The organism is Sphingomonas trueperi, assembly GCF_040545665.1.
Taxonomy (GTDB): Bacteria; Pseudomonadota; Alphaproteobacteria; order Sphingomonadales; family Sphingomonadaceae; genus Sphingomonas; species Sphingomonas trueperi_B.
Genome location: NZ_JBEPMH010000004.1, coordinates 467,622 through 489,324 on the forward strand (window position 1 = coordinate 467,622; position 21,703 = coordinate 489,324).

General features: G+C 67.9%; 25 protein-coding genes. 19 read left to right on the forward strand and 6 right to left on the reverse strand.

What is annotated here, in order from left to right; translation table 11 throughout:
• Positions 1–8 precede the first annotated feature (8 nt).
• The 10 genes from trhO (at position 9) to ABIC65_RS15605 (ending at position 8,268) form a co-directional block, all read left to right on the forward strand.
• Entirely contained in the window at positions 9–983 is a 975-nt protein-coding gene (gene trhO / locus ABIC65_RS15560) for an oxygen-dependent tRNA uridine(34) hydroxylase TrhO (RefSeq protein WP_354309942.1), read from the forward strand.
• A 78-nt stretch (positions 984–1,061) separates the two neighbouring features.
• Positions 1,062–1,637 carry a NifU family protein gene (locus ABIC65_RS15565; protein WP_125976082.1) on the forward strand — a complete coding sequence of 192 codons (576 nt, stop codon included), beginning with the start codon at positions 1,062–1,064 and terminating at the stop codon, positions 1,635–1,637.
• Positions 1,638–1,683: 46 nt separating this feature from the next.
• Complete coding sequence (locus tag ABIC65_RS15570; RefSeq protein WP_354309943.1) at positions 1,684–2,277, forward strand: malonic semialdehyde reductase; 594 nt, start codon at positions 1,684–1,686, stop codon at positions 2,275–2,277.
• Between the two features lie 32 nt (positions 2,278–2,309).
• A complete protein-coding gene (gene tsaB / locus ABIC65_RS15575; protein WP_354309945.1) occupies positions 2,310–2,951 on the forward strand; it encodes a tRNA (adenosine(37)-N6)-threonylcarbamoyltransferase complex dimerization subunit type 1 TsaB in 642 nt (213 codons plus the stop codon).
• Positions 2,948–3,424, forward strand: a complete 477-nt coding sequence (gene rimI, locus ABIC65_RS15580; protein ID WP_354309947.1) for a ribosomal protein S18-alanine N-acetyltransferase — start codon at positions 2,948–2,950, stop codon at positions 3,422–3,424. The genes tsaB and rimI overlap by 4 nt, the downstream gene beginning before the upstream one ends.
• 110 nt (positions 3,425–3,534) lie before the next feature.
• Positions 3,535–3,951, forward strand: coding sequence for a MucR family transcriptional regulator (locus ABIC65_RS15585; RefSeq protein ID WP_064310290.1), 417 nt, complete (start codon positions 3,535–3,537; stop codon positions 3,949–3,951).
• A gap of 136 nt (positions 3,952–4,087) precedes the next feature.
• Positions 4,088–4,510 (forward strand): Fur family transcriptional regulator, encoded by a 423-nt coding sequence (locus ABIC65_RS15590; protein ID WP_066724328.1) that lies wholly within the window; start codon positions 4,088–4,090, stop codon positions 4,508–4,510.
• A 37-nt stretch (positions 4,511–4,547) separates the two neighbouring features.
• Positions 4,548–5,381, forward strand: a complete 834-nt coding sequence (locus tag ABIC65_RS15595; RefSeq protein ID WP_354309948.1) for a lysophospholipid acyltransferase family protein — start codon at positions 4,548–4,550, stop codon at positions 5,379–5,381.
• A gap of 173 nt (positions 5,382–5,554) precedes the next feature.
• Positions 5,555–6,865 carry a tRNA (N6-isopentenyl adenosine(37)-C2)-methylthiotransferase MiaB gene (gene miaB / locus ABIC65_RS15600; protein ID WP_354309950.1) on the forward strand — a complete coding sequence of 437 codons (1,311 nt, stop codon included), beginning with the start codon at positions 5,555–5,557 and terminating at the stop codon, positions 6,863–6,865.
• Positions 6,866–6,918: 53 nt separating this feature from the next.
• Complete coding sequence (locus ABIC65_RS15605) at positions 6,919–8,268, forward strand: alginate export family protein (RefSeq protein WP_354309952.1); 1,350 nt, start codon at positions 6,919–6,921, stop codon at positions 8,266–8,268.
• 43 nt (positions 8,269–8,311) lie between these two features.
• On the opposite strand, the gene ABIC65_RS15610 is transcribed toward ABIC65_RS15605, so the two are convergent.
• Positions 8,312–8,920: a PEPxxWA-CTERM sorting domain-containing protein gene (locus tag ABIC65_RS15610; protein ID WP_354309953.1), complete on the reverse strand. Its 609-nt coding sequence runs from the start codon at positions 8,918–8,920 to the stop codon at positions 8,312–8,314.
• Positions 8,921–9,452: 532 nt separating this feature from the next.
• Between ABIC65_RS15610 and ABIC65_RS15615 the strand changes: the two genes are divergently transcribed.
• From ABIC65_RS15615 to ABIC65_RS15635, 5 genes are read left to right on the forward strand one after another with little or no spacing between them, the layout of a single operon-like run.
• Positions 9,453–10,457: a PhoH family protein gene (locus tag ABIC65_RS15615; RefSeq protein ID WP_354309955.1), complete on the forward strand. Its 1,005-nt coding sequence runs from the start codon at positions 9,453–9,455 to the stop codon at positions 10,455–10,457.
• A 51-nt stretch (positions 10,458–10,508) separates the two neighbouring features.
• The gene (locus ABIC65_RS15620) at positions 10,509–10,760 is read left to right on the forward strand and encodes a type II toxin-antitoxin system VapB family antitoxin (protein ID WP_010543707.1); all 252 of its coding nucleotides are present in this window, start codon (positions 10,509–10,511) and stop codon (positions 10,758–10,760) included.
• Positions 10,757–11,152, forward strand: coding sequence for a type II toxin-antitoxin system VapC family toxin (locus ABIC65_RS15625; RefSeq protein ID WP_354309956.1), 396 nt, complete (start codon positions 10,757–10,759; stop codon positions 11,150–11,152). The genes ABIC65_RS15620 and ABIC65_RS15625 overlap by 4 nt, the downstream gene beginning before the upstream one ends.
• Positions 11,152–11,661, forward strand: a complete 510-nt coding sequence (ybeY, locus tag ABIC65_RS15630; RefSeq protein ID WP_354309958.1) for an rRNA maturation RNase YbeY — start codon at positions 11,152–11,154, stop codon at positions 11,659–11,661. The genes ABIC65_RS15625 and ybeY overlap by 1 nt, the downstream gene beginning before the upstream one ends.
• A gap of 8 nt (positions 11,662–11,669) precedes the next feature.
• Positions 11,670–12,581 (forward strand): hemolysin family protein, encoded by a 912-nt coding sequence (locus tag ABIC65_RS15635; RefSeq protein ID WP_354309959.1) that lies wholly within the window; start codon positions 11,670–11,672, stop codon positions 12,579–12,581.
• A gap of 134 nt (positions 12,582–12,715) precedes the next feature.
• On the opposite strand, the gene pgeF is transcribed toward ABIC65_RS15635, so the two are convergent.
• Genes pgeF through lgt form a run of 4 tightly spaced genes read right to left on the reverse strand, consistent with a single transcriptional unit; the run spans position 12,716 to position 15,966 of the window.
• Positions 12,716–13,483, reverse strand: a complete 768-nt coding sequence (gene pgeF / locus ABIC65_RS15640) for a peptidoglycan editing factor PgeF (RefSeq protein ID WP_354309961.1) — start codon at positions 13,481–13,483, stop codon at positions 12,716–12,718.
• Entirely contained in the window at positions 13,480–13,983 is a 504-nt protein-coding gene (locus tag ABIC65_RS15645) for a GNAT family N-acetyltransferase (RefSeq protein ID WP_354309963.1), read from the reverse strand. The genes pgeF and ABIC65_RS15645 overlap by 4 nt, the downstream gene beginning before the upstream one ends.
• A complete protein-coding gene (locus tag ABIC65_RS15650) occupies positions 13,980–15,074 on the reverse strand; it encodes a class I SAM-dependent methyltransferase (RefSeq protein WP_354309964.1) in 1,095 nt (364 codons plus the stop codon). The genes ABIC65_RS15645 and ABIC65_RS15650 overlap by 4 nt, the downstream gene beginning before the upstream one ends.
• A gap of 10 nt (positions 15,075–15,084) precedes the next feature.
• The gene (lgt, locus tag ABIC65_RS15655; protein WP_436286737.1) at positions 15,085–15,966 is read right to left on the reverse strand and encodes a prolipoprotein diacylglyceryl transferase; all 882 of its coding nucleotides are present in this window, start codon (positions 15,964–15,966) and stop codon (positions 15,085–15,087) included.
• Between the two features lie 127 nt (positions 15,967–16,093).
• Between lgt and ABIC65_RS15660 the strand changes: the two genes are divergently transcribed.
• The 4 genes from ABIC65_RS15660 (at position 16,094) to ABIC65_RS15675 (ending at position 21,290) form a co-directional block, all read left to right on the forward strand.
• The gene (locus tag ABIC65_RS15660) at positions 16,094–18,337 is read left to right on the forward strand and encodes a xanthine dehydrogenase family protein molybdopterin-binding subunit (protein ID WP_354309968.1); all 2,244 of its coding nucleotides are present in this window, start codon (positions 16,094–16,096) and stop codon (positions 18,335–18,337) included.
• Entirely contained in the window at positions 18,334–19,341 is a 1,008-nt protein-coding gene (hemH, locus tag ABIC65_RS15665) for a ferrochelatase (protein WP_354309970.1), read from the forward strand. Before ABIC65_RS15660 ends, hemH begins: the two co-directional genes overlap by 4 nt.
• A gap of 34 nt (positions 19,342–19,375) precedes the next feature.
• Positions 19,376–20,098 (forward strand): acetoacetyl-CoA reductase, encoded by a 723-nt coding sequence (gene phbB / locus ABIC65_RS15670; RefSeq protein ID WP_354309971.1) that lies wholly within the window; start codon positions 19,376–19,378, stop codon positions 20,096–20,098.
• A 196-nt stretch (positions 20,099–20,294) separates the two neighbouring features.
• Positions 20,295–21,290 carry an esterase-like activity of phytase family protein gene (locus ABIC65_RS15675; protein WP_354309973.1) on the forward strand — a complete coding sequence of 332 codons (996 nt, stop codon included), beginning with the start codon at positions 20,295–20,297 and terminating at the stop codon, positions 21,288–21,290.
• Between the two features lie 82 nt (positions 21,291–21,372).
• Here the strand turns inward: ABIC65_RS15675 and rpmB are convergent, their stop codons facing one another.
• Positions 21,373–21,672 (reverse strand): 50S ribosomal protein L28, encoded by a 300-nt coding sequence (rpmB, locus tag ABIC65_RS15680; RefSeq protein ID WP_093296900.1) that lies wholly within the window; start codon positions 21,670–21,672, stop codon positions 21,373–21,375.
• Positions 21,673–21,703: the final 31 nt, after the last annotated feature.

The window sequence follows — 21,703 nt, forward strand, 5'->3', positions numbered from 1 at the left end:
CCGCCGAAATGACTGAAGCTGCGGATACTGCCGCGCTGCCGATCCGTGTGGCGGCGCTCTACCAATTTACCCGGTTCGACGATCCGGCGGCGCTGCAGGGCCCGCTGGCCAGGCTCTGCTGTTCGCAGGGCGTGAAGGGCACGTTGCTGCTCGCACGCGAAGGCGTGAACGGCACGATTGCCGGCAGCGACGACGCCATCGCGGCGGTGGTCGACCACGTTCGCGCGCTGCCGGGCTGCGCCGGTCTCGACGTGAAATATTCCCGTGCCGCCGAGCAGCCCTTCTACCGGATGAAGGTGCGCCTCAAGCGCGAGATCGTGACCATGGGCCAGCCGGACATCGATCCGCTGGCGAGCGTCGGCACCTATGTCGCGCCCGAGGACTGGAACGCGCTGATCGCCGACCCGAACACGATTCTGATCGACACGCGCAATGATTACGAGGTCGCGGCGGGCACCTTCCGCGGCGCGATCGACCCGCACACCAGGAGCTTCCGCGACTTCCCAGAGTGGTTTCGCGCCCACCGCGAGGAACTGCTGGGCCGCGGCGAGACGCCGCCCAAGGTCGCGATGTTCTGCACCGGCGGCATCCGCTGCGAGAAGTCGACCGCCTTCCTCAAGTCCGAGGGCATCGAGGACGTGTTCCACCTCAAGGGCGGCATCCTCAACTATCTGGAAAAGGTGCCCGAGGCGCAGAGCCTGTGGGACGGCGAATGCTTCGTGTTCGACCAGCGGGTGACGGTGGGCCATGGCCTGGCGCCCGGCAGCTACGAACTCTGCCACGCCTGCCGCCGCCCGGTAAGCGTCGAGGACCGCCGCTCGCCGCGCTACGAGGCGGGGGTAAGCTGTGCCGCCTGCTATGACGAGCGCACCGATGAAGACCGCGAACGCTACCGCGAGCGCCAGCGCCAGGAGAGTTTCGCTGCCACGCGCGGCGAGCCGCATGTCGGCAAGGTCTATCCCGCCACCGATCCCGACGCCTGAGCGGAACTTCGGCGCCGGCAACACAGGGTTTCCCGCGCGCCGCTTGATCCGGCGCAAGGACGCGCCCATGTGGGCGGCATGCTGATCGAGACCGAAGCCACGCCCAACCCCGCCACGCTCAAGTTCCTGCCCGGCAGGATCGTGATGGAGGCGGGCACCCGCGACTTCGCCAGCCCCGAAGAGGCCGAAGCCTCGCCGCTCGCCACCGCGCTGTTCGCGCTGGGGGATGTGACCGGCGTGTTCTTCGGCCGCGACTTCATCTCGGTGACCGCCGCGCCGGGCGTCGAGTGGCTGAGCCTGAAGCCCGACGTGCTCGGCATCCTGCTCGATCATTTCTCGGCCAACATGCCGCTGTTCATGGCCGGCTCGGCCGCCGGCTTCAGCGTGCCCCCCGAAAGCGCCGATTTCGGCGACAATCCCGAGGATGCCGACATCGTCGCGCAGATCCGCGAGCTGATCGATACGCGCATCCGCCCCGCGGTCGCCAATGACGGCGGCGACATCGTCTATCGCGGGTTCAACGAGGGCAAGGTGTTCCTCCAGATGCAGGGCGCCTGTTCGGGCTGCCCCTCGTCCACCGCGACGCTGAAGAACGGCATCGAGCAGCTGCTCAAATATTATGTCCCCGAAGTCACCGAGGTGCGCGCGATCTGATCGCGCACCCGCTTCCCGCCTCCCCAGCACGAAAGGACCGCAGGCCATGGGCCAGCCGCTGAACGACGTCGCCCTCGATACGATCTTCCGCACCGCGCGGAGCTTCAACGGCTATACCGATACGCCGGTCACCCAGGCCGATATCGAGGCGATCTACGACCTGCTCAAAATGGGTCCGACGTCGATGAACCAGCAGTCGGCGCGGTTCGTTTGGGTGACGAGCCAGGAAGCCAAGGACAAGCTCGCCAGCCTTTCCAGCGGCAGCAATGCCGAGAAGATCCGCAAGGCGCCGGCCAGCGTGATCATCGGCTATGACGTGAACTTCACCGAGCATCTGCCCGAATTCTTCCCGCACGCGCCGGAAGCGAAGAACTGGTTCCCGACCGAAGAGTCGCGCCAGCCGCACGCCTTCCGCAACTCGTCGCTGCAGGGCGCCTATTTCATCATCGCCGCGCGCGCACTGGGCTTCGACACCGGGCCGATGTCGGGCTTCGACAATGCCAAGGTCGACGAGGCCTTCTTCGCCGACCAGCCGGGCGTGAAGTCGAACTTCATCTCGACGCTGGGCGTCGGCGATCCGTCGACCGTCCATGCGCGTCTGCCGCGCCCGGCGTTCGACAAGTTCAACCGGGTGATTTGACCTGCCCCCATTTCTTTGGCTAGCGCGGGGCGATGGCTGAAGCCCCGCGACTGCTCGTGATCGAAACCGCCACTGCCGCCTGTTCGGTGGCCTTGCTGGTGGATGGTGCCGTTCTTGCCGAACGGCACGAACTTGTCGGCCGCGGCCATGCCGAACGGCTGATCCCGATGATCGGGGAACTGCCCGGCGGCGGCCGTGCCGATGCGATCCTCGTCGATGTCGGCCCCGGCAGCTTCACCGGGGTGCGCGTGGGCCTCGCCGCCGCGCGGGGCCTCGCGATCGGCTGGGGCGTGCCGGTGCACGGCTATTCCTCGCTCGCGCTGATCGCGGCTGCCGGGTTCGCCGGCGATTCCACGCTGGACCGGCTGTCGGTGGTGCTCGAAGGTGGGCACGGCGAGGTCTTCGTTCAGCATTTCGCGACCCCGCTGGTCGACACTACCCCGCTCGCCTCGCTCCAGCCCGAGGCAGCGCTCGCCGCGCTCGACGGCCGCGCCGCGTTCGGCAGCGGCGTCCACCGCCTCGCCGCGCTGGCCGAGGGACTGGACCTGCGCGAGGTGCTGCCCCGTGCCGCTGAGGCAGTGCTGCTGCCGCCCGATTTCGCCACGCTGCCGCCGCGCCCGCTCTATGGCCGCGGTCCCGATGCCAAGACGCTCGCCGAGCGGGGCCTCGCATGAGCGCCGCGCCCCAGCCGATCGAGCTGCGCGAGGGCGGGGTGCACGACCTGATCTCGGTCAACCGGATCATGCAGTCGGCCTTCGATCCCGAATTCGGCGAGGCCTGGACCCAGTCGCAATGCGTGGGGATGATGGCGCTTTCGGGCGTTTGGCTCGTTGTCGCCAGCATCGGTGGTCGCGACGTCGGCTTTGCGATGGCGCGGGCGATGCTCGACGAGGCCGAACTGTTGTTGCTGGCGACCAGTCCCGGCGCGCGTGGGCGGGGTGTTGGCGGCGCGTTGTTGCGCGCGGTGATCGCGGAGTCGCGCAATCGCGGGGCAACCAAGCTCCATCTTGAAGTCCGCGCAGGCAATGAAGCGATCCACCTCTATCACCGCGAGGGTTTCGAGAAGATCGGTGAACGTCGAGGCTATTATCGCGGTACTAGCGGTCTGGCTCTCGATGCTCTCACTTTGGCACGTCCGCTTGCGTAAAAATTACAACCATTGCGACGTTGATCTCTTGCCAATCACCAAGCTTCGCACGATAGGACGCTGCAGGCGACATCCAGAATAGTCGCCATGAACGGGTCGAAAGGAATATCATGGAAGCTTCATCTGAAATTCAGGAAACCCTGATCGCGCTGACCGCCGATATTGTCGCTGCGCATGTCAGCAACAACAGCGTCGCCGTGTCGGACCTGCCGCAGCTGATCCAGAACGTGCACGGCGCGCTCACCGGTCTCGGCACCGTGCAGCCGGAGCCGGAAGTCAAGCAGGAGCCGGCCGTTTCGGTGCGCGCTTCGGTGAAGCCCGACTATATCGTCTGCCTCGAAGACGGTAAGAAGCTGAAGATGCTCAAGCGTCACCTGATGACCCATTATCAGATGACCCCGGAACAGTATCGCGCCAAGTGGAACCTGCCGGCCGACTATCCGATGGTCGCCCCGAACTATGCCGAGCAGCGCCGCAGCCTGGCGAAGAAGATCGGCCTCGGCACCAAGCGTCGCAAGACCCGCTGAGCCAACGTCCCCAGGGACAAGGCATGAAGCGCCGGCCCGGACCTCCGTCCGCGGCCGGCGTTTTCGCATTTGGTCGATCAGCATGAGCGAGCGGCTTGCCCTTTTCCGATGACGTCAATGGCGCTACAGCGGTGTCATGGTTCGCAAGATTGATCTCGAAGCGCTCTGCCACGAAAAAGGCCTGCGCATCACCGAACAGCGCAAGGTGATCGCGCGCGTGCTTTCCGACGCCGACGACCATCCTGACGTGGAAAAGGTCTATGAGCGCGCCGCCGCGATCGATCCGGGCATCTCGATCGCCACCGTCTATCGCACGGTGCGGCTGTTCGAGGAGGCGGGCATCCTGGACCGCCACGATTTCGGCGATGGTCGCGCGCGCTACGAGCCCGCGCCCGAGGCGCACCACGATCACCTGATCGACGTCGAGAGCGGCAAGGTGATCGAGTTCGTCGATCCCGAGCTGGAGCTGCTGCAGAAGCAGATCGCCGAGCGGCTCGGCTTCCGCCTCGTCGACCACCGCATGGAACTCTACGGGGTTGCGCTCGAGCGCAAGAACTGAGCGCGCCCGGCGCCGCCGCGAGGAAGCGACCCAGGGAGTGCCGACCCGGCTGACCGGGGCGGAGCAGGCACGCTTGTGGTTCCGCATCGCGCGGCTGGCGCTGGCGCTGCTGGTCCACGTGCCGCTGCACTATCTGTTCCGGCTGGTGCGGCTGCCCTCGCCCTGGCCGCGGCTGTTCCTGGGCAGTGCCGCGCGGATCGCCGGCGCCCGGGTGAAGCGCGTCGGCACGCCCCTGAAGCGCGACGTGTTCTATGTCTCCAACCATCTCAGCTGGATCGACATCCTCGCGCTGGGCGGGGCGAGCGGCACCGCCTTCGTCGCCAAGGCGGAGATCGGTGCCTCGCCGCTGGTCGGCTGGCTCGCGAGCCTCAACCGCACCGTGTATGTGAAGCGCGAGAACCGCATGGGTGTGGCCGAACAGATCAATCAGCTGCGCGAGGCGCTGGCGGAGACCTGGGCGGTCACGATCTTCCCCGAAGGCACCACCACCGACGGCCAGTCGCTGCTGCCGTTCAAGACGCCGATGCTGCGCGTGCTCGAGCCGCCGCCGCCGGGCGTAATGGTCCAGCCGGTGATGCTCGATTACGGCGCGGCGGGCGAGGACATCGCCTGGATCGGGCAGGAGCGGGGCCTCAACAACGCCAAGCGGGTGCTGGCGCGCAAGCAGCGCTTCCGGCTGCGCGTGCATTTCCTCGAGCCCTTCGACCCGCGCGACTTCCCCGGCCGCAAGGCGATCGCGGCGGAGAGCCGGCGGCGGATCGAGGAAGCGCTGGTGCGCACGCTCGGCCAGCCGCTGCGGCCGTTTAGGTTCGCCGAGGATCCGATCGGGTACAAGGCGCCGGCGCAGGGTGCATCCGACCCTTCCGCCTAAACCGTCATCCCGGCGAAAGCCGGGATCCATTCGCCTGTCGCTATCAGAAAGAGCCCGAACGGAGACCCCAATGGATCCCGGCTTTCGCCGGGATGACGAACGAGCCGGGCGCCTGCGCAAAGACGTAGAAGGCCTGTTTTTCGCCGCCTTTCCCGCGTATAGGCGCGCCGATCATGACCACCCCCAAGACCTATCACGTCAAGTCGTACGGCTGCCAGATGAACGTCTATGACGGCGAGCGCATGGGCGAGCTGATGGCCGCCCAGGGCCTTGTCGCCGCCGAGGCGGACCAGGCCGATCTCGTCGTCCTCAACACGTGCCACATCCGCGAGAAGGCGACCGAGAAGGTCTATTCGGAGATCGGTCGGCTCAAGCTGCGCGAGGCGGGCAGGCCGATGATCGCGGTGGCCGGCTGCGTCGCGCAGGCCGAGGGCGAGGAAATCGCCCGCCGCGCCAAGGTGGACGTGGTGGTGGGGCCCCAGGCTTATCACAATCTGCCGGAGCTGGTGGACAAGGCCGCCAGGGGGGAGCTCGGCCTCGACACCGACATGCCGATCGCCAGCAAGTTCGGCAAGCTGCCCACGCGCCGCAAGGTGGGCGCGAGCGCATTCCTCACCGTGCAGGAAGGCTGCGACAAGTTCTGCACCTATTGCGTGGTGCCCTACACCCGCGGCGCCGAGGTCAGCCGGCCCTATGCGGCGATCGTCGACGAGGCCAAGGCGCTGGTCGATGCAGGCGCGCGCGAGATCACGCTGCTCGGCCAGAACGTCAACGCCTGGGGCGATGACGACGGCCGCGGCCTGCACGACCTGATCGTGGCGCTCGACCGGATCGAGGGCCTGGCCCGCATCCGCTACACCACCAGCCATCCCAACGACATGGCCGAAGGGCTGATCGAGGCGCACGCCCATGTGGCCAAGCTGATGCCGTTCCTGCACCTGCCGGTGCAGGCGGGCAGCGACCGCATCCTCAAGGCGATGAACCGCAGCCACACGCGCGATTCCTACCTCCGGATCCTCGAGCGCGTCCGCGCTGCGCGGCCGGACATCGCGCTGTCAGGCGACTTCATCGTCGCCTTCCCCGGCGAGACCGAGGCCGAGTTCGAGGAGACGCTGCAGCTGGTCGACGCCGTCGGCTACGCCCAGTGCTTCAGCTTCAAATATTCGCCGCGCCCGGGCACGCCGGCGGCCGATCTGGTCGACCAGTTCCTGCCCGAGGCAGTCGCCGACGAGCGGCTGCAGCGACTGCAGGCGGCGCTGGCGCGCCATTCGCAGGCGTTCAACGAGGCGAGCGTCGGCCGGCGCTGTTCGGTGCTGATCGAGCGGGTGGGGCGCCGCCCCGGCCAGATGATCGGCAAGTCGCCCTGGCTGCAATCGGTGCATTTGGAAACGAACGCCAGGATCGGCGACCTGATCGAGGTCGAGCTGGTCAGCGCCGGTCCCAATTCGCTGGCCGGCCGGGAGCTGCTCACGGTTTCGGGATGACCCGCCGCTCGGATCCGGCCTAGGGGTGCTGCCTCGGATCCGGGGGAACCAGAATGTTCAGGCGGGTGGTGGCGTTCGCGGTGCTGGCATGTGGGGTGGCAGGTGCCGCCAACGCGCAGGGCGTGCTGCCGCCCCCCGCCGAGGGCCTGACCTTCGCCGCCAGCGAGCGCGTGCGCTACGAGGCGATCGACGGGCAGGCGCGGGCCGGCTTCAACGAGAGCGACCAGCTCGTCAATTTCCGGACGACCCTGCTCGCGCGCTACCAGCATGGGCCGGCGAGCATCGTCGGCGAATTGTGGGACAGCCGCGTGTATAACGGCAACCGTGGCTCGCCGGTGACGACGGGCGAGGTCAACACGCTCGAGCCGGTGCAGGCCTATGTCCAGCTCGATCTCGGCGCGGCGCTGGGGCGCGGATCGAAGCTCAAGCTGCAGGCCGGGCGCTTCATGCTGAACCTGGGCTCGCGCCGGCTGGTCGCGGCCGACGACTACCGCAACACGACCAACGGCTATACTGGCGTGCGCGCCGACTGGAGCAGCGGGCGCTGGGCGGCGACCGGCATCTACACCATGCCGCAGCGCCGTCGGCCAGACGATCTCGATTCCCTGCTCTCGAACGAACCCGCGATCGATCGCGAAGGCTCGGCGCTGGTGCTCTGGGGCGGGCTGGTCAGCCGCGCGCGGACGATCGGCCCGGCGATGGTCGAGGCGAGTTACTTCCACCTCGGCGAGCACGACACCCCCGGTCGCCCGACGCGCGATCGGTCCCTGGATACCGCCGCCATCCGCATCGTGCGCGATCCGGCGCCGGCCAGGCTCGATTATGAAGTCGAGGCGATCGGCCAGACCGGCTCGCAATCGGTGAGCCTGCTGGCCGGTGGGGCGCGGCAGCCGGTGCGCGCTTGGTTCGTCCATGGGCGGGTGGGCTATAGCTGGCAGGGCGATTGGAAGCCCCGGCTGATGGCTGAGTTCGATTATGCGAGCGGCGATGCAGCGGGCGGGCATTATGGCCGCTTCGACACGCTGTTCGGCATGCGCCGCGCCGACCTGGCGCCGGCGGGGCTCTACAACGCCATCGCGCGCAGCAACGTCGTCGCGCCCTCGCTCCAGGTCGAGGCCGCGCCCGATGCGCGGATCGAGCTGATGCTGAGCTACCGGCCGATGTGGCTGGCGTCGCGTACCGACAGCTTCTCCAGCACCGGCGTGCGCGACGTGCGCGGGCGCTCCGGCGACTTTGCCGGGCACCAGCTCGACGGGCGGGTGCGCTATCGGCTGAGCAAGGCGGTGCGGCTGGAGGCCGATGCGGTGCTGTTCGCCAAGGGCCGCTTCCTGCGCGATGCGCCGGGCGCCCCGCCGGGGCGCTGGACGAAATATGGCGCGCTCAACCTGATGGTGAGCCTGTAGCCGAGGCCGGGCGCGGCATCGCCGTCCCGGCCCGGTCGGGTTTTCAGGCCAGCGCCCCCGGACGCTTGCGGCGGGTGCGGATCGCGCCGCCGGCGAGGCCGAAGCCGCCGATCAACATTGCCCAGCTTGCCGGTTCGGGTACCGCGCCGCCGGTGGTGCCGGTCAGGCGGATGCCGAGATTCTGCTCGCGCAGACGGCGCCAGTCGCCCTCGCTGCCGTGGAGGTACGCCACCAGCGGGTTGGACGCGCCGCCCGGCATGTAGCTGGTGCGATCTTCGTCGGCGGCCGAGAAGACGACCCAATAGGAGCCTGCCTTGAGGTTCCACCTCAGCGAATCGGCGCCCTGCCAGTCGACGGTGCCCCGGTTGATGAAGGCGGTGGAGAAGAGCTGCTTGGCGGGGACGAAGTCGATTTCGCTGTAGATGCTGGCGGTGAGGCGCGCGCCTTCGTCGCCGCCGATCCAGCCGTAGATGCCGTCGACGGTCACGTCGCTGGCCAGCTCGAAATAGCCGGCAAGGCTGCGCGACCCGGCAATGTCCATCGCGCGCGCCGTGGTGGCGTTGCCCGCGCCGGTATCGAGGATCGGGGCTGCCCGGGCGACACCGGTCGTGGCGAGCAAGGCGGCGGCGAACGCCGCAACAGCGAACTTCATTCTTCTTTTCCTTTGAAAATAGACGTGAAGACGCTTGTACAAGCTGCGGGCATTTCGCTCGACGGCAGCGTTGGGGGAAGGCGTCTCACCAGCGTGGAGGAGCGTCTCAACGCTGTCCCGCTTTGGGCATTTTGCCCGGGCGTTATGCGAGCGACGAGCCCGCGTACAGCAGGAGCGCACATGCGAACGCGCCCCGAAGCAGATACTTCATGGAAGACCTTGGTTGTTACTGATGCGTGGCCGTGCAGATAGCGACGGTGTCGCGTATTTCCAACCCCAGGGCTCGCTCCGGTCGTTCCCGTTTCGGCACGCGCGGGGCAAGGGGAGCGCCGAGGCGAACCGCGGCAGAGTGTCGCAACCGCGTCACACGCGCGCGGCATTGCAGGGGCAATCAACACGCCCCCTGTGCAGCCGCGCCCGCGTCTGCCATCTTGTTCGTCGACATGCGCCAAGGAACCTCCGCACGATGCCAAGGTTTGCCCCTCCGGGGCCGCGTGATCCCCGCGCCCCGCGCCAACACCGAAAGGACCGCATGAGCCGCAAGCCTGTCCCCGCCCAGTCCGGCGAACGTTCCCGGGTAGAGGTGACCTTCGACAAGCCCCAGCTCCTGCCGCAGCTCTTCGGAGAGTTCGATTCCAACCTGCTGATGCTTGAGGAGCGGCTGGGCGTGTACATCCACGCGCGCGGCCAGCGGGTGGTGATCGAAGGCGGCACCGAAGCCGTGGCGCATGCCCGCGAGGTGCTCCAGGAACTGCACAGCCGTGTGATTCGCGGCGAGGAGGTCGATGGCGGGCTGATCGATGCGGTGATCGCGATGTCGACCGAACCGATGTTCACCGGCATCGTCCGCGCCGAACCGACCGGTGGCGGTCCCAAGCCCTCGATCATGATCCGCACGCGCAAGAAGACGATCGTGCCGCGCTCGGTGACGCAGACGCATTACATGCGCGAGCTCGCCTCGAACGACCTGATCTTCGCGCTCGGGCCCGCGGGCACCGGCAAGACCTATCTGGCGGTGGCGCAGGCCGTGGCGCAGCTGATCACCGGCAGCGTCCAGCGGCTGATCCTGTCGCGCCCGGCCGTGGAGGCGGGCGAGCGGCTCGGCTTCCTGCCCGGCGACATGAAGGAGAAGGTCGATCCCTATCTCCGCCCGATCTACGACGCGCTCTACGACTGCCTGCCCGCCGAGCAGGTGGAGCGGCGGATCGCCTCGGGCGAAATCGAGATCGCGCCGATCGCCTTCATGCGCGGCCGCACGCTGGCCGACGCGTTCGTCATCCTCGACGAGGCGCAGAACACCACGCCGATGCAGATGAAGATGTTCCTGACACGATTCGGCCAGAACAGCCGGATGGTGATCTGCGGCGATCCCAACCAGACCGATCTTCCCGGCGGCCCCAATGCCTCTGGCCTCAACGATGCGGTCAACCGGCTGGAGGGCGTGGAAGGCATCTCGATGGTGCGCTTCGGCGTGGGCGACGTGGTCCGCCACCCGATCGTCGGCCGCATCGTCGCGGCCTATGAGGGCGAAGGTTGAAGGCCGGGATATCCCGTTCTACATTCGGGATATCCCTTTCGGAGGCGCGGCGTGGCATCGCTCTACATCAAGGATCCGGACACCGCGGCGCTTGCCGCCGAGGTCGCGGCCGCGCTCGGCACCACCAAGACCGAGGCGGTGCGCGACAGCCTGTTGCGGCGCAAGGCCGAGCTTGAGGCCAAGGGCCGCGCGCAGGACGTGCTGCGCAAGCTCGACGCGCACCGCCGCGCGCATCCGCTGCCGCCGCCGACCGGGCTGCCCGCCGACAAGGCCTTTTTCGACGAGCTGTGGGGCGAGGCTTGACGCTGTTCGTAGACGCATCGGCGATGGTCGCGATCATTGCCGAGGAACCCGAGCGCGATCGGCTGGTGGTCGAAGCGGTCGAGGGCGCGCCGGCGCTCTGGTCGGCGATGGCGGCCTGGGAAACCGTCGCCGCACTCTCGCGTTCGCGCGAAATGGATATCGCGGCGGCACGCCAGGAAGCCAGTCTCTACGCCGACCAGCTTGGGTTGACGCTGGTGCCGATCGGCGCCCGCGAGCTGGAACTGGCGCTCGATTCCTATCAGCAGTTCGGCAAGGGACGGCACCCGGCCGGACTCAACATGGGCGACTGCTTCGCCTATGCCTGCGCCAAATCCCATGATGCGCGTCTGCTCTACAAGGGCGACGATTTCTCCAAGACGGACCTCGCCTGATGCTCGACGTTGCCGCCCTTCCCGAATCCCCTTGGCCGGACGGCGAGTGGGAAGCGCTCGCGCTGCGGGCGGCCGAGGCGGCGCTGGCGCAGACGCCCTATGCCGATTGGCGGGGCGCGCCGACCGCGATCGAAGTCGCGGTGCGCTTCACCAGCGACGAGGAAGTCCAGACGTTCAACCGCCAGTATCGGGGAAAGGACAAGCCGACCAACGTGCTGTCCTTCCCGATGATCCAGCCGGATCTGCTCGATACCGTCACCCAGAACAGCGATGATGGCGAAGTATTGCTGGGCGATATCGTGCTTGCGCACGGCGTCTGTTCGGTGGAAGCGGAAGAGCGTGGCATTTCCGTGGAAGACCATGCCACGCATCTGATTGTCCATGGCATGCTGCATCTGCTAGGCTATGACCATATCGAGGATGGCGAGGCGGAAGCCATGGAGGCGATGGAACAGGCCGCCATGGCGGCGCTGAACCTGCACGATCCCTATCCCGTACGCGAGGACTGACCACCAACATGAACGAGGGCCCTAGTACCGGCTCGCCCGAACACCGACACGAAAATGGGGGCATCTGGCGCAGTCTGCGCGCACTCCTGTTCGGCGAGGAACAGGAAGAAACGCTGCGCGAGCGGCTGGAAGAAGCCATTGACGAGCATGAGAGCGATGGCGGCACGCCACCGGCCGGGGACCTCGCCCCGATCGAGCGCCAGATGCTCAAGAACCTGCTGCATTTCGGCGAGCGCGATGCCGGCGACGTGGGTGTGCCCCGTGCGGACATCGTCGCGGTGGAGGAGCAGACCAGCTTCGCCGATCTCGTCCAGCTCTTCGCCGAGGCAGGGCACAGCCGCCTGCCGGTCTATCGCGAGGAACTCGATACGATCATCGGCATGGTCCACATCAAGGACGTGTTCGAGATCCTCGCGAAGGGCGAGGCGCATCCGCCGAGCATCGCCGGGCTGATCCGCCAGCCGCTCTACGTGCCGCAATCGATGGGCGCGCTCGATCTGCTCGCGCAGATGCGGGTGAAGCGCACCCATCTTGCCGTTGTGCTCGACGAATATTCGGGGACCGAGGGCCTGATCACGATCGAGGACCTGATCGAGGAAATCGTCGGCGAGATCGAGGACGAGCATGACGAGGCGCCCGCCGCGCTGATCGTGCCGATCGACGGCGGCGGCTGGGAAGCCGATGCCCGTGCCGAGTTGGAAGACGTCGCAGAGACGGTCGATCCGCGGCTGGCCGAGGTGGAGGAGGATGTCGACACGATCGGCGGCCTCGCCTTCGTGCTGGCGGGACATGTCCCGACGGTAGGCGAGTGCCTCGAGCATGAAAGCGGCTGGAAGCTCGAGGTCATCGATGCCGACGAGCGCAAGGTGAACCGCCTGCGGCTGCATCCCCCCGAAGTGCGGGTGGAAGACGCAGCCTAGGGGAAAACCCCTCTACCGTCATCCCGGCGAAAGCCGGGATCCAGTCGCCTCTAGGTCACAGCAAGAGCCGCAATGTAGGCCCCAATAGATCCCGGCTTTCGCCGGGATGACGGCGTTTCTCTTGTCCGAGTGGCCTAGTCCGCCAGACCGATCAGGCTGATCTGCCGGCCGTAATCGGGCTCGCCGCGATGCGTGGCGCGGCGGAAGCTGAAGAAGCGGGCCTCGTTCGCATAGGTATCTGTGCCCAGCGCCTCGATCGTCCGCAGTCCGGCCAGCGCCAGCCGGTGGACGACATAGGCCTCCAGGTCGAACTGGAAATGCTCCGGGCGGCCATCGGCGAAGAAGCGTTCATTGGCCGGATCCTGCTCGCAGAAGCGCTGGAAGAAGCCAGCATCGACCTCGTAGCTGGCCCGGGCGATGCACGGCCCGATCGCGGCGGCGATCCGCTCGCGGCGCGCGCCGAGCGCTTCCATCGCGGCGATCGTCGAATCGGTGACGCCGCCGATCGCGCCCTTCCAGCCCGCATGCGCGGCCGCGACCACGCCTGCCGCGCGATCGGCGAACAGCACCGGCGCACAGTCGGCGGTGAGGATGCCGAGCAGCAGCCCCGGCTGGTTGGTGACCAGCGCGTCGGCCTTGGGGCGCAGCGCCTCGTCGAACGGGACGAGTACGGTCACCGCATCGGCCGAATGCACCTGGTAGACCGTCACCAGCTTGGCACCCGGCAGCACGGCCGTGACGGCGCGGCAGCGATTCTCGGCAATCGCCGCGGGATCGTCGTTCGACCCGGTGCCGACGTTGAGCCCTGCGACGACGCCCGTGGAGACGCCGCCGACGCGGCCGAGAAAGCCGTGCGGCACGCCGTCCAGCGCGCGGGCGCAGGTGACCTCGACGTCGCTCACAGCGCCAGCCGCATCAGCCGATCCTCGTCGGCATGGTTGCCCACCATGAAGGCATAGGGTCCGCGATCCTCGAAGCCGTAGCGCTGGTAGAAGCGCTTGGCGCGGTGGTTGTCGGTATAGACGGAAAGCCAGAGCTCGCCGGCGCCCCGCGCGCGGGCGGTGGCGAGCGCCCAGTCCATCAGCGCCTGCGAGGCGCCGCTGCCCTTGGCGCGCTCCAGCAGATAGAGCTGGCGGAGTTCGAGTGCAGGACCCTCGGGGGTTGCGGGCAGGCTGATCGGCCCGAGCTTGCAATAGCCGGCGACTCCCTCCGCATCCTCGATCACCCGCAACGCGAAGGCCGGATCGGCGATCTCGTCCGCCCAGCCTTCGACCGTGAACTTCGCAAGGAAGGTGGCGAGATCCTCCGGCGCATAGAGATGCCCGAAGGTCGCCTGGAAGCTCGCCCGGAACACCGCGTCGATCGCCGCGGCATCGGCAGGGGTAGCGTCGCGGAAGCTCATGCGAACCCCGCAGGCATTGGCCAGCCCGGCGCCGTGAGTGCGATCACCTTGAACAGCGAGCCCATCTGGTCGTCGCCAACCAGCCGGTTTCGATCGGCCGCGATCGAATCGCCGCGTTCGGGCGCCACGCGCGCCAGCGCTCGGGCACGCTCGTCGATGCCGAGTGCCTTGAGGAAATCGCCCTGCGTCACCGGGCCGTGGACGGTCAGCCCCTCCGCCTCGGCGGCTTCCTTGAGCGTGCCGAAATCGACATGCGCGGTAAGGTCCGCCTCGCCCGGCGCGTCGAACGGATTGGCGAAGGCGTGGCCGCGCACCGCCTGCAGCGTGTCGCCGATTGCCGGGCCCTCATAGCCATAGTCGAGGATCAGCGCCGCGCCGCCCTGCGCCAGCAGCCGCTGGGCGAGCGCGCGCAGCAGCGAGACGCTGGCCGGCGACGTTTCGAGGATCGATCCGGGCGCCGCATCGCGTAGCGCCGGCGGGATCACGGGATCGAAGCCGCGATCGCCGGTCACCGGCAGGAACAGCGTGTCCTGGCAGGCAACCAGCCGCTCGCGCCAGCCCTGCGCGGTATGCACCAGCTGGCGGATCGGCAGCGCGTCGAAGAATTCGTTGGCGACGACCAGCAGCGGCGCATCCTCGGGCAGCCCGACCAGGTCGAGGTGCCATTCGGCGTGCGGTACGCGTTCCTTCTGCGCCGCGCGCAGTACGGGGCTCGTCTCGAGGAAGTCGACCGGCGGGGTGAACCCGGCCTTGCCCATCGCCCGCAGCGCATCGCTCGCCAGCGTACCGCGGCCGGGGCCGAACTCGACATAGCGGGCGGCTTCGGGCCGTCCGGCGCGGTCCCACAGGTCGGCCAGCCACAGCCCGATCAGCTCGCCGAACATCTGGCTGATCTCGGGCGCGGTGGTGAAGTCACCGCGCGCGCCCAGCGGATCGCGGGTCGCGTAATAATGCGCGTTGGCCGCGCCCATGAACTGCGAGAGCGGGATCGGCCCGGCGAGCGTGATCGCCCGCGCCAACCGCTCGGGCAGGGCGGCTTCGGCGGCGTTGTCGCGGCGTTCGTCGGGCTGGGCGTCGAGCGGGTTGGTCATGGCGTCCAAATCAGGCGACGCTCGGCCCGGTGATCGCCTCGATCCGCTTGCGGCGGCCGGGCGCGGTGGCGATCAGGAACAGGCCGCCTGCGATCATCGGCAGGCACAGCCACTGGCCCATGTGCAGGCCGGTGAGGTCGACCAGCCAGACCAGCTGGCGATCGGGCTCGCGGAAGAACTCGACGAAGAAGCGGCACATGCCATAGCCGAGCAGGAAGATGCCGGCGAGCTTGCCCGGCTGGTAGCGCGCATCGGTGCGCCAGAAGAAGAACCACAGCACCGCGAAAAGCAGCAGGCCTTCCAGCCCCGCCTCGTAGAGCTGGCTGGGGTGGCGCGCCGGCTCCGGAATGCCCGCCGGCACGGTGCCGCGGAACACGATCGCCCAGGGCACGTCGCCGGGCTTGCCCCAAAGTTCGCCGTTCACGAAGTTGGCGAGGCGGCCGAAAAACAGCCCGAGGGGCGCGCAGCACACCACATAATCATGCACGCGCAGCCAGTTGAGCTTGTTCTGCCAGGATAGATAGAGGATCGCCAGCGAGGTGCCGATCACCCCGCCATGGAAGCTCATCCCGCCTTCCCACAGCATCAGGATCTGCAGCGGGTTCTGGAGCATCTCCGGCGCGTAGAACAGCACATAGCCGATGCGGCCGCCGAGGATGATGCCGAGCGTGGCGTAGAACACCAGATCATCGGCATGGCGCTTGGCCATCGGCGCGCCGGGCTGGGCCAGCAGCTTCATCAGATACACCCAGCCGAGCAGGATGCCGGTGATATAGGCCAGCGAATACCATTTGATCTGGAAGAAGCCCAGATTGATCGCCACCGGATCGAGGTGGAGATCGGTGAAATGCAGATGTCCGCCGGCAGCGGCAAGCAGGGTGGGCAGCACGATATTCCCCGGCGTGAGAAGCGACTTTGCCCCGCGATAGAGCCAAAACGCCGCAAACCCAAGGGGGAGCGATCAGGCTGATCGAAAGCCCATGCTGGCGTGGGGCCTCGGCGCGCGATAGAGCCGGCGGATGGCTGGCAGAACTCCACCCCGCATCAGGCTCGATCGGCGCAGGCTGTTGATCGGTGGCGGCGCGGGACTGGGGCTGGTGGTCGCCTGGGGGCTGTGGCCACGCAGCTACGCGCCGAACCTCAGCGCCGGGCCGGGCGAAAGCCTGTTCGGTGCCTGGCTCAAGATCGGCAAGGACGGGCAAATCCGGGTCGCGGTGCCGCAGGCGGAGATGGGGCAGGGCGTCTATACCGCGCTCCCGCAGATCCTCGCCGATGAACTGGGCGCGGACTGGAAGCTGGTCGGCGTCGAACCCGCGCCGCTCAACCCGCTTTATGCCAATCCGCTGGCGGCGCAGACGCTGTTCGCCGCCGCGCTGGGCGGCCTGCCCGAGAAGGTGCAGCGCAGCCATGCCGCCCGCGCCGACCTGATGCTCACCGCCGCTTCCACCTCGGTGCGTGCCTTCGAGGACGATCTGCGCCAGGCGGGCGCGGCGGCGCGGGTGCTGCTGTGCAAGGCGGCGGCGCGGCGCTGGGGCGTCGACTGGCAGGCCTGCGGTACCGCCGGCAGCACGGTGATCCACGGCGACCAGCGGCTTGGCTTCGGCGAGCTCGCCGGGGCAGCCGCGCAGGAAAGGGCGCCGGCGCAGCTTCCCTTGCGCGGCGGCGAGGCCGGGCGGCTGCTCGGCCAGCCGCTGCCGCGGCTCGATGCCCCGGCCAAGCTGGATGGCAGCGCGAACTTCGCTGCCGATGTGCGCCTGCCCAACATGGTCTTTGCCGCGATCCGCCAGGGGCCGGTGGGCGAGACCGCGCTGGTCCATGTCGACCGCGCGGCGGCGAACCGCGTGCGCGGCATGCTGTCGATCGTCACCACCAAGCAATGGGTGGCGACCGTGGCGAGCAACTGGTGGGCGGCCGAGCGTGCGCTCCAGGCGCTGCGGCCGCGCTTCCGCAATCCCGCGGCGGTGGTCAACGACGACAGCATCGATGCCGCGCTCGATGCCGCGCTGGAAGGTGAAGGTGCGCGGATCGAAGCCAAGGGCGACCTTGCCGCCGAGTTCCGTGGGGCCAAGGTGGTAACGGCGGACTATCGCGTCGGGCTCGCGCCGCATGCGCCGCTCGAGCCGATGACGTGCACCGCCAACTATGCGCATGGCCGGCTGGCGCTGTGGCTGCCGACCCAGGCGCCGGGTCTCGCGCGTGCCGCGGCGGCCAAGGCGATGGGAGTCGACCCGGCGCGGGTGACGGTGCATGCGATGCTCGGCGGCGGATCGTTCGGTGCCAAGCTGGAGGTGGATGCGGCGGTGCAGGCTGCGCTCATTTCCCAATCGGTTGGCCGCCCGGTGCAGCTGACCTGGCCGCGCGACGAGGACCTGCGGCGCGATCGCTTCCGCCCGGCCGCCGCGGCACGGCTCACCGCCAAGCTGGGGCAGGGGGGTACCGTCTCGGCCTGGCTGGCGAAGATCGCCGCGCCGTCGACCGGCCGCGAATTGGCGGCGCGGCTGCTCGCCGGCGATACGGTTGCAGCGGCGGGGCTGGCGCTGCCGGGCAGGCAGGATCCCTCCGCGGTCGAGGGCGCGGCGCCTGCATACGCGATCCCGAACCTCGCGGTGGACCACCACCCGGCGGAGATCGGCGTGCCGACCGGCTATTGGCGTTCGGGCGCGCACAGCTACACCTGCTTCTTCGCCGAGAGCTTCGTCGACGAGCTGGCGCATGTCGCCAATCGCGATCCGCTGTCGTTCCGCATGGCGATGCTCGGCGACCAGCCGCGGCTCGCGCGCTGCCTGCAGACCGCGGCGCAGCTCGGCGGCTGGCAGGGCGGCGAGCCGGGCAGCGGGCAGGGCCTGGCCGCGCACGCCTTTCGCGGATCGTACATCGCGGTGATGGCCGAGGCGCATCTGACCCCCCAGCGCGAGATCGTCGTCGAGCGGCTGGTCGCCGCAGTCGATTGCGGGCGGGTGGTCAATCCCGATCTCGTCCGCCAGCAGATCGAGGGCGGGCTGCTGTTCGGCCTCGCCGCCGCGCTGGGCGCGCCGACGACGTTCAGCGAGAATATCGCCGATGTGCAGAACCTTGCCGATCTCAACCTCCCGACGCTGGCCAACACGCCCGACATCACGGTGGAAATCGTGCCCAGCGGATCGGATCCGGGCGGGGTAAGCGAACTCGCCGTGCCGCCGACCGCACCCGCCATCGCTAACGCGTTACAAACCGCCACCGGCACGCGATTCCGTCGCCTGCCCTTGCTATCGGATGCCGAATGACCCTGCCTGCCGACCATCCGAAGATCCCGCCCGCCCGTATCGGCGTGCTGCTGGTCAATCTCGGCACCCCCGACGCGCCCGATGCCGGGGCGGTGAAGCGTTATCTGGGCGAGTTCCTGTCCGATCGCCGGGTGGTCGAGATCTCGCCGCTTCTCTGGCAGCCGATCCTGCGCGGCATCATTCTGCGCACCCGGCCGAAGAAGTCCGCGCATGCGTACAGCCAGGTATGGCGCGAGGACGGATCGCCGCTCGCCGCGATCACCAAGGCGCAGGCGCGTGGGCTGGAGGGGGCGTTCGGGCCGGGCGTCACGGTGCTGCACGCGATGCGCTACGGCAAGCCCTCGATCGGCGAGCAGATCACCGCGCTCAAGGCGCAGGGCTGCGAGCGCATCCTGGTGGCGCCGCTCTACCCGCAATATTGCGCAGCGACGACCGCGACCGCCAACGACGTCGCCTTCGCGGCGCTGATCGCGATGCGCTGGCAGCCGGCGCTGCGCACGCTGCCGCCTTATTATGACGACCCCGCCTATATCGCGGCGCTCAAGACCAGCGTCGAGGAAGGGCTCGCCGGGCTCGATTTCACCCCCGATGCGGTGATCGCCAGCTTCCACGGCATGCCGCAGCGGACGCTGGGGCTGGGCGACCCCTATCACTGCCATTGCCGCAAGACCGGAAGGCTGCTCGGCGAGGCACTCGGGCGCGAGCTGATCGTCACCTTCCAGTCGCGCTTCGGACGCGCCAAGTGGCTGGAGCCGGCGACCGACACGACGCTCGAAGCGCTGCCCGCCAAGGGCATCCGCCGCGTCGCGATCGTCGCGCCAGGTTTCTCCGCCGACTGTCTGGAAACGCTGGAGGAACTGGCGATCCGCGGCCGCGAGGCGTTCCTCCATTCCGGTGGCACCGACTTCGCATATTTACCTTGTCTTAACGACGGCGCGGCGGGCATGGGGTTGCTGCGACAGATCATCGGGCGCGAACTTGCCGGCTGGGTGGACCCCGCCTAGCCATTTCTTGGGTTTGATTTGGAGAGGAATGTACATGGCACGTGTAGCGGTCGTCACTGGCGGCACCCGCGGTATCGGCGAGGCGATCAGCCTGGCGCTCAAGGAGGCCGGGGTCACCGTCGCCGCCAATTATGCCGGTAATGACGAGAAGGCCGCCGCCTTCACCGAACGCACCGGCATCAAGGCGTACAAGTGGGACGTGGGCGATTTCGACGCCTGCGCCGCCGGCGTGCAGCAGGTCGAAGCCGAGCTGGGTCCGGTCGACATCGTCGTCAACAATGCCGGCATCACTCGCGACGGCACCATCCTGAAAATGACTCGCGAGATGTGGGAAGACGTGATCCGCATCAATCTGGGCGGTTGCTTCAACATGGCGCACGCGGTGTTCCCGGGCATGCGCACGCGCAAGTGGGGCCGGATCGTCAATATCGGCTCGATCAATGGTCAGGCCGGCCAGTACGGGCAGGTGAACTATGCTGCCGCCAAGTCGGGCATCCATGGCTTCACCAAGGCGCTGGCGCAGGAAGGTGCGCGATTCGGCGTGACCGTCAATGCGATCGCACCGGGCTATATCGATACCGACATGGTCGCTGCGGTGCCGGCGGATGTGCTGGAGAAGATCGTCGCCAAGATCCCCGTCGGCCGGCTCGGCCAGGCGCACGAGATCGCGCGCGGCGTTGCCTTCCTCTGTTCGGACGACGCCGCCTTCGTCACCGGATCGACGCTGTCGATGAACGGCGGGCAGCACATGTATTGAACGAACAAGGGGGCCGGATCCTTTCGGTTCCGGCCCCCAACGTCTCTCGATACGCTACGCGAGAGCAACTGTACGCGTACAACCCGCTCTGGATAGAGCGGTTCCCTTGAGCGAACGCTGAACGAGTTGGTTATTTCCCGTTCATCTTCGCACCTGCAGCACTGGCGGTCGGCACGCTAGGCGCTAAGAGGGGCGGATGCGCTTCCGGCTCCGCACGCTCGCTTTTCCGCCGCTGGCGCTCTCCATCCTGTTCCTCACCGCCTCGGGGAAGGAGTTGCGAACGCCGCTAGGCACCGACCCCGTGATGCAGGTGGCGCGCGTTCCGCTCGCGCCGGACGACCCTGCCCGGCAGGGGATCGGTCGGCTTCGCTATATCGGTGGCGTGCGGCTCACCAGTCCCGATCTAGGCTTTTCCGGGTTCTCCGCGCTCAGCGTCGTCGGCGATCATTTCACCTTGCTCAGCGATCGGGGGAATCTTGTCCAGTTTCGCATGGGCACGGACTGGCAGCCGGCGCATGTGCGATTCGCGGAGGTTCCGGGCGGGCCGGGGAGCAGCGCCTTCAAAGGCGACCGCGATTCCGAATCGCTGACACGCGATCCGGTGACCGGCGAATTCTGGGTCGGCTTCGAGTCGCAAAACGCGATCTTCCGATTCGATCGCGATCTTCGGCGCACTTTGGGGCAAGCCTATCCGGAGGCGATGAAGCGCTGGCCGCGTAACGGCGGTGCCGAATCGATGGTGCGACTCGCCGACGGGCGGTTTCTGGTGATCGGCGAGACGGCGCGGCTGCGCGGAGGTTCTGTGGAGCAGCGCGAGGTGCTGTTGTTCCCCAGCGATCCCACCATGGGCGATCGGCAGCCGATCCACTTCGCCTATGTCCCGCCCGCGGGCTATGATCCGAGCGATGCGGCGCTGCTGCCCGACGGGCGCCTGCTGGTGCTGGTGCGGCGATTCGCCGCGCGCACATTGTTCACGGTAAAGATCGAACTGGTCGATATCCGAGGCGTCAAGGCCGGACAGGTGCTGCACGGCACCGAGCTCGCCGATTTCTCCCCGCCCTTCCAGCATGACAATTTCGAAGGGCTGGCGGTGCAGCGCGAGGGTGATTCGATGGTGCTGTGGATGGTATCGGATGATAACGAGCAATGGTGGCAGCAGACGCTGCTGCTCAAGTTCCGGCTGGACCTCTAGGCGCGGCGATCCCGAACGCCGGACACGGAAAAACCCGCCACTGCCGTGCAGTAGCGGGCCAAACCGTTGGTCTGAAGAGAGATCAGGCCGCTTCGGCGGTGCCGGCGGTCGCCTTGCGCACTTCGCGCTTCAGGCGACGCGCGCGCAGCGACAGATCGTCGTCGCTGCTCTTCAGGAGCCAGTTGTCCAGGCCGCCGACATGCTCGACCGAGCGCAGGCCGTGCGTCGAGACGCGGAGACGGATGCTCTTGCCGAGCGAATCCGAGATCAGCGTCACGTTCTGCAGGTTGGGCAGAAAGGTGCGCTTGGTCTTGTTGTTGGCGTGGGAAACATTGTGTCCCACCTGCCGGCCCTTGCCGGTCAGCTCGCAAATGCGCGACATCGCTTCAAATCCTGAGTTGGGCGGTAAGCCG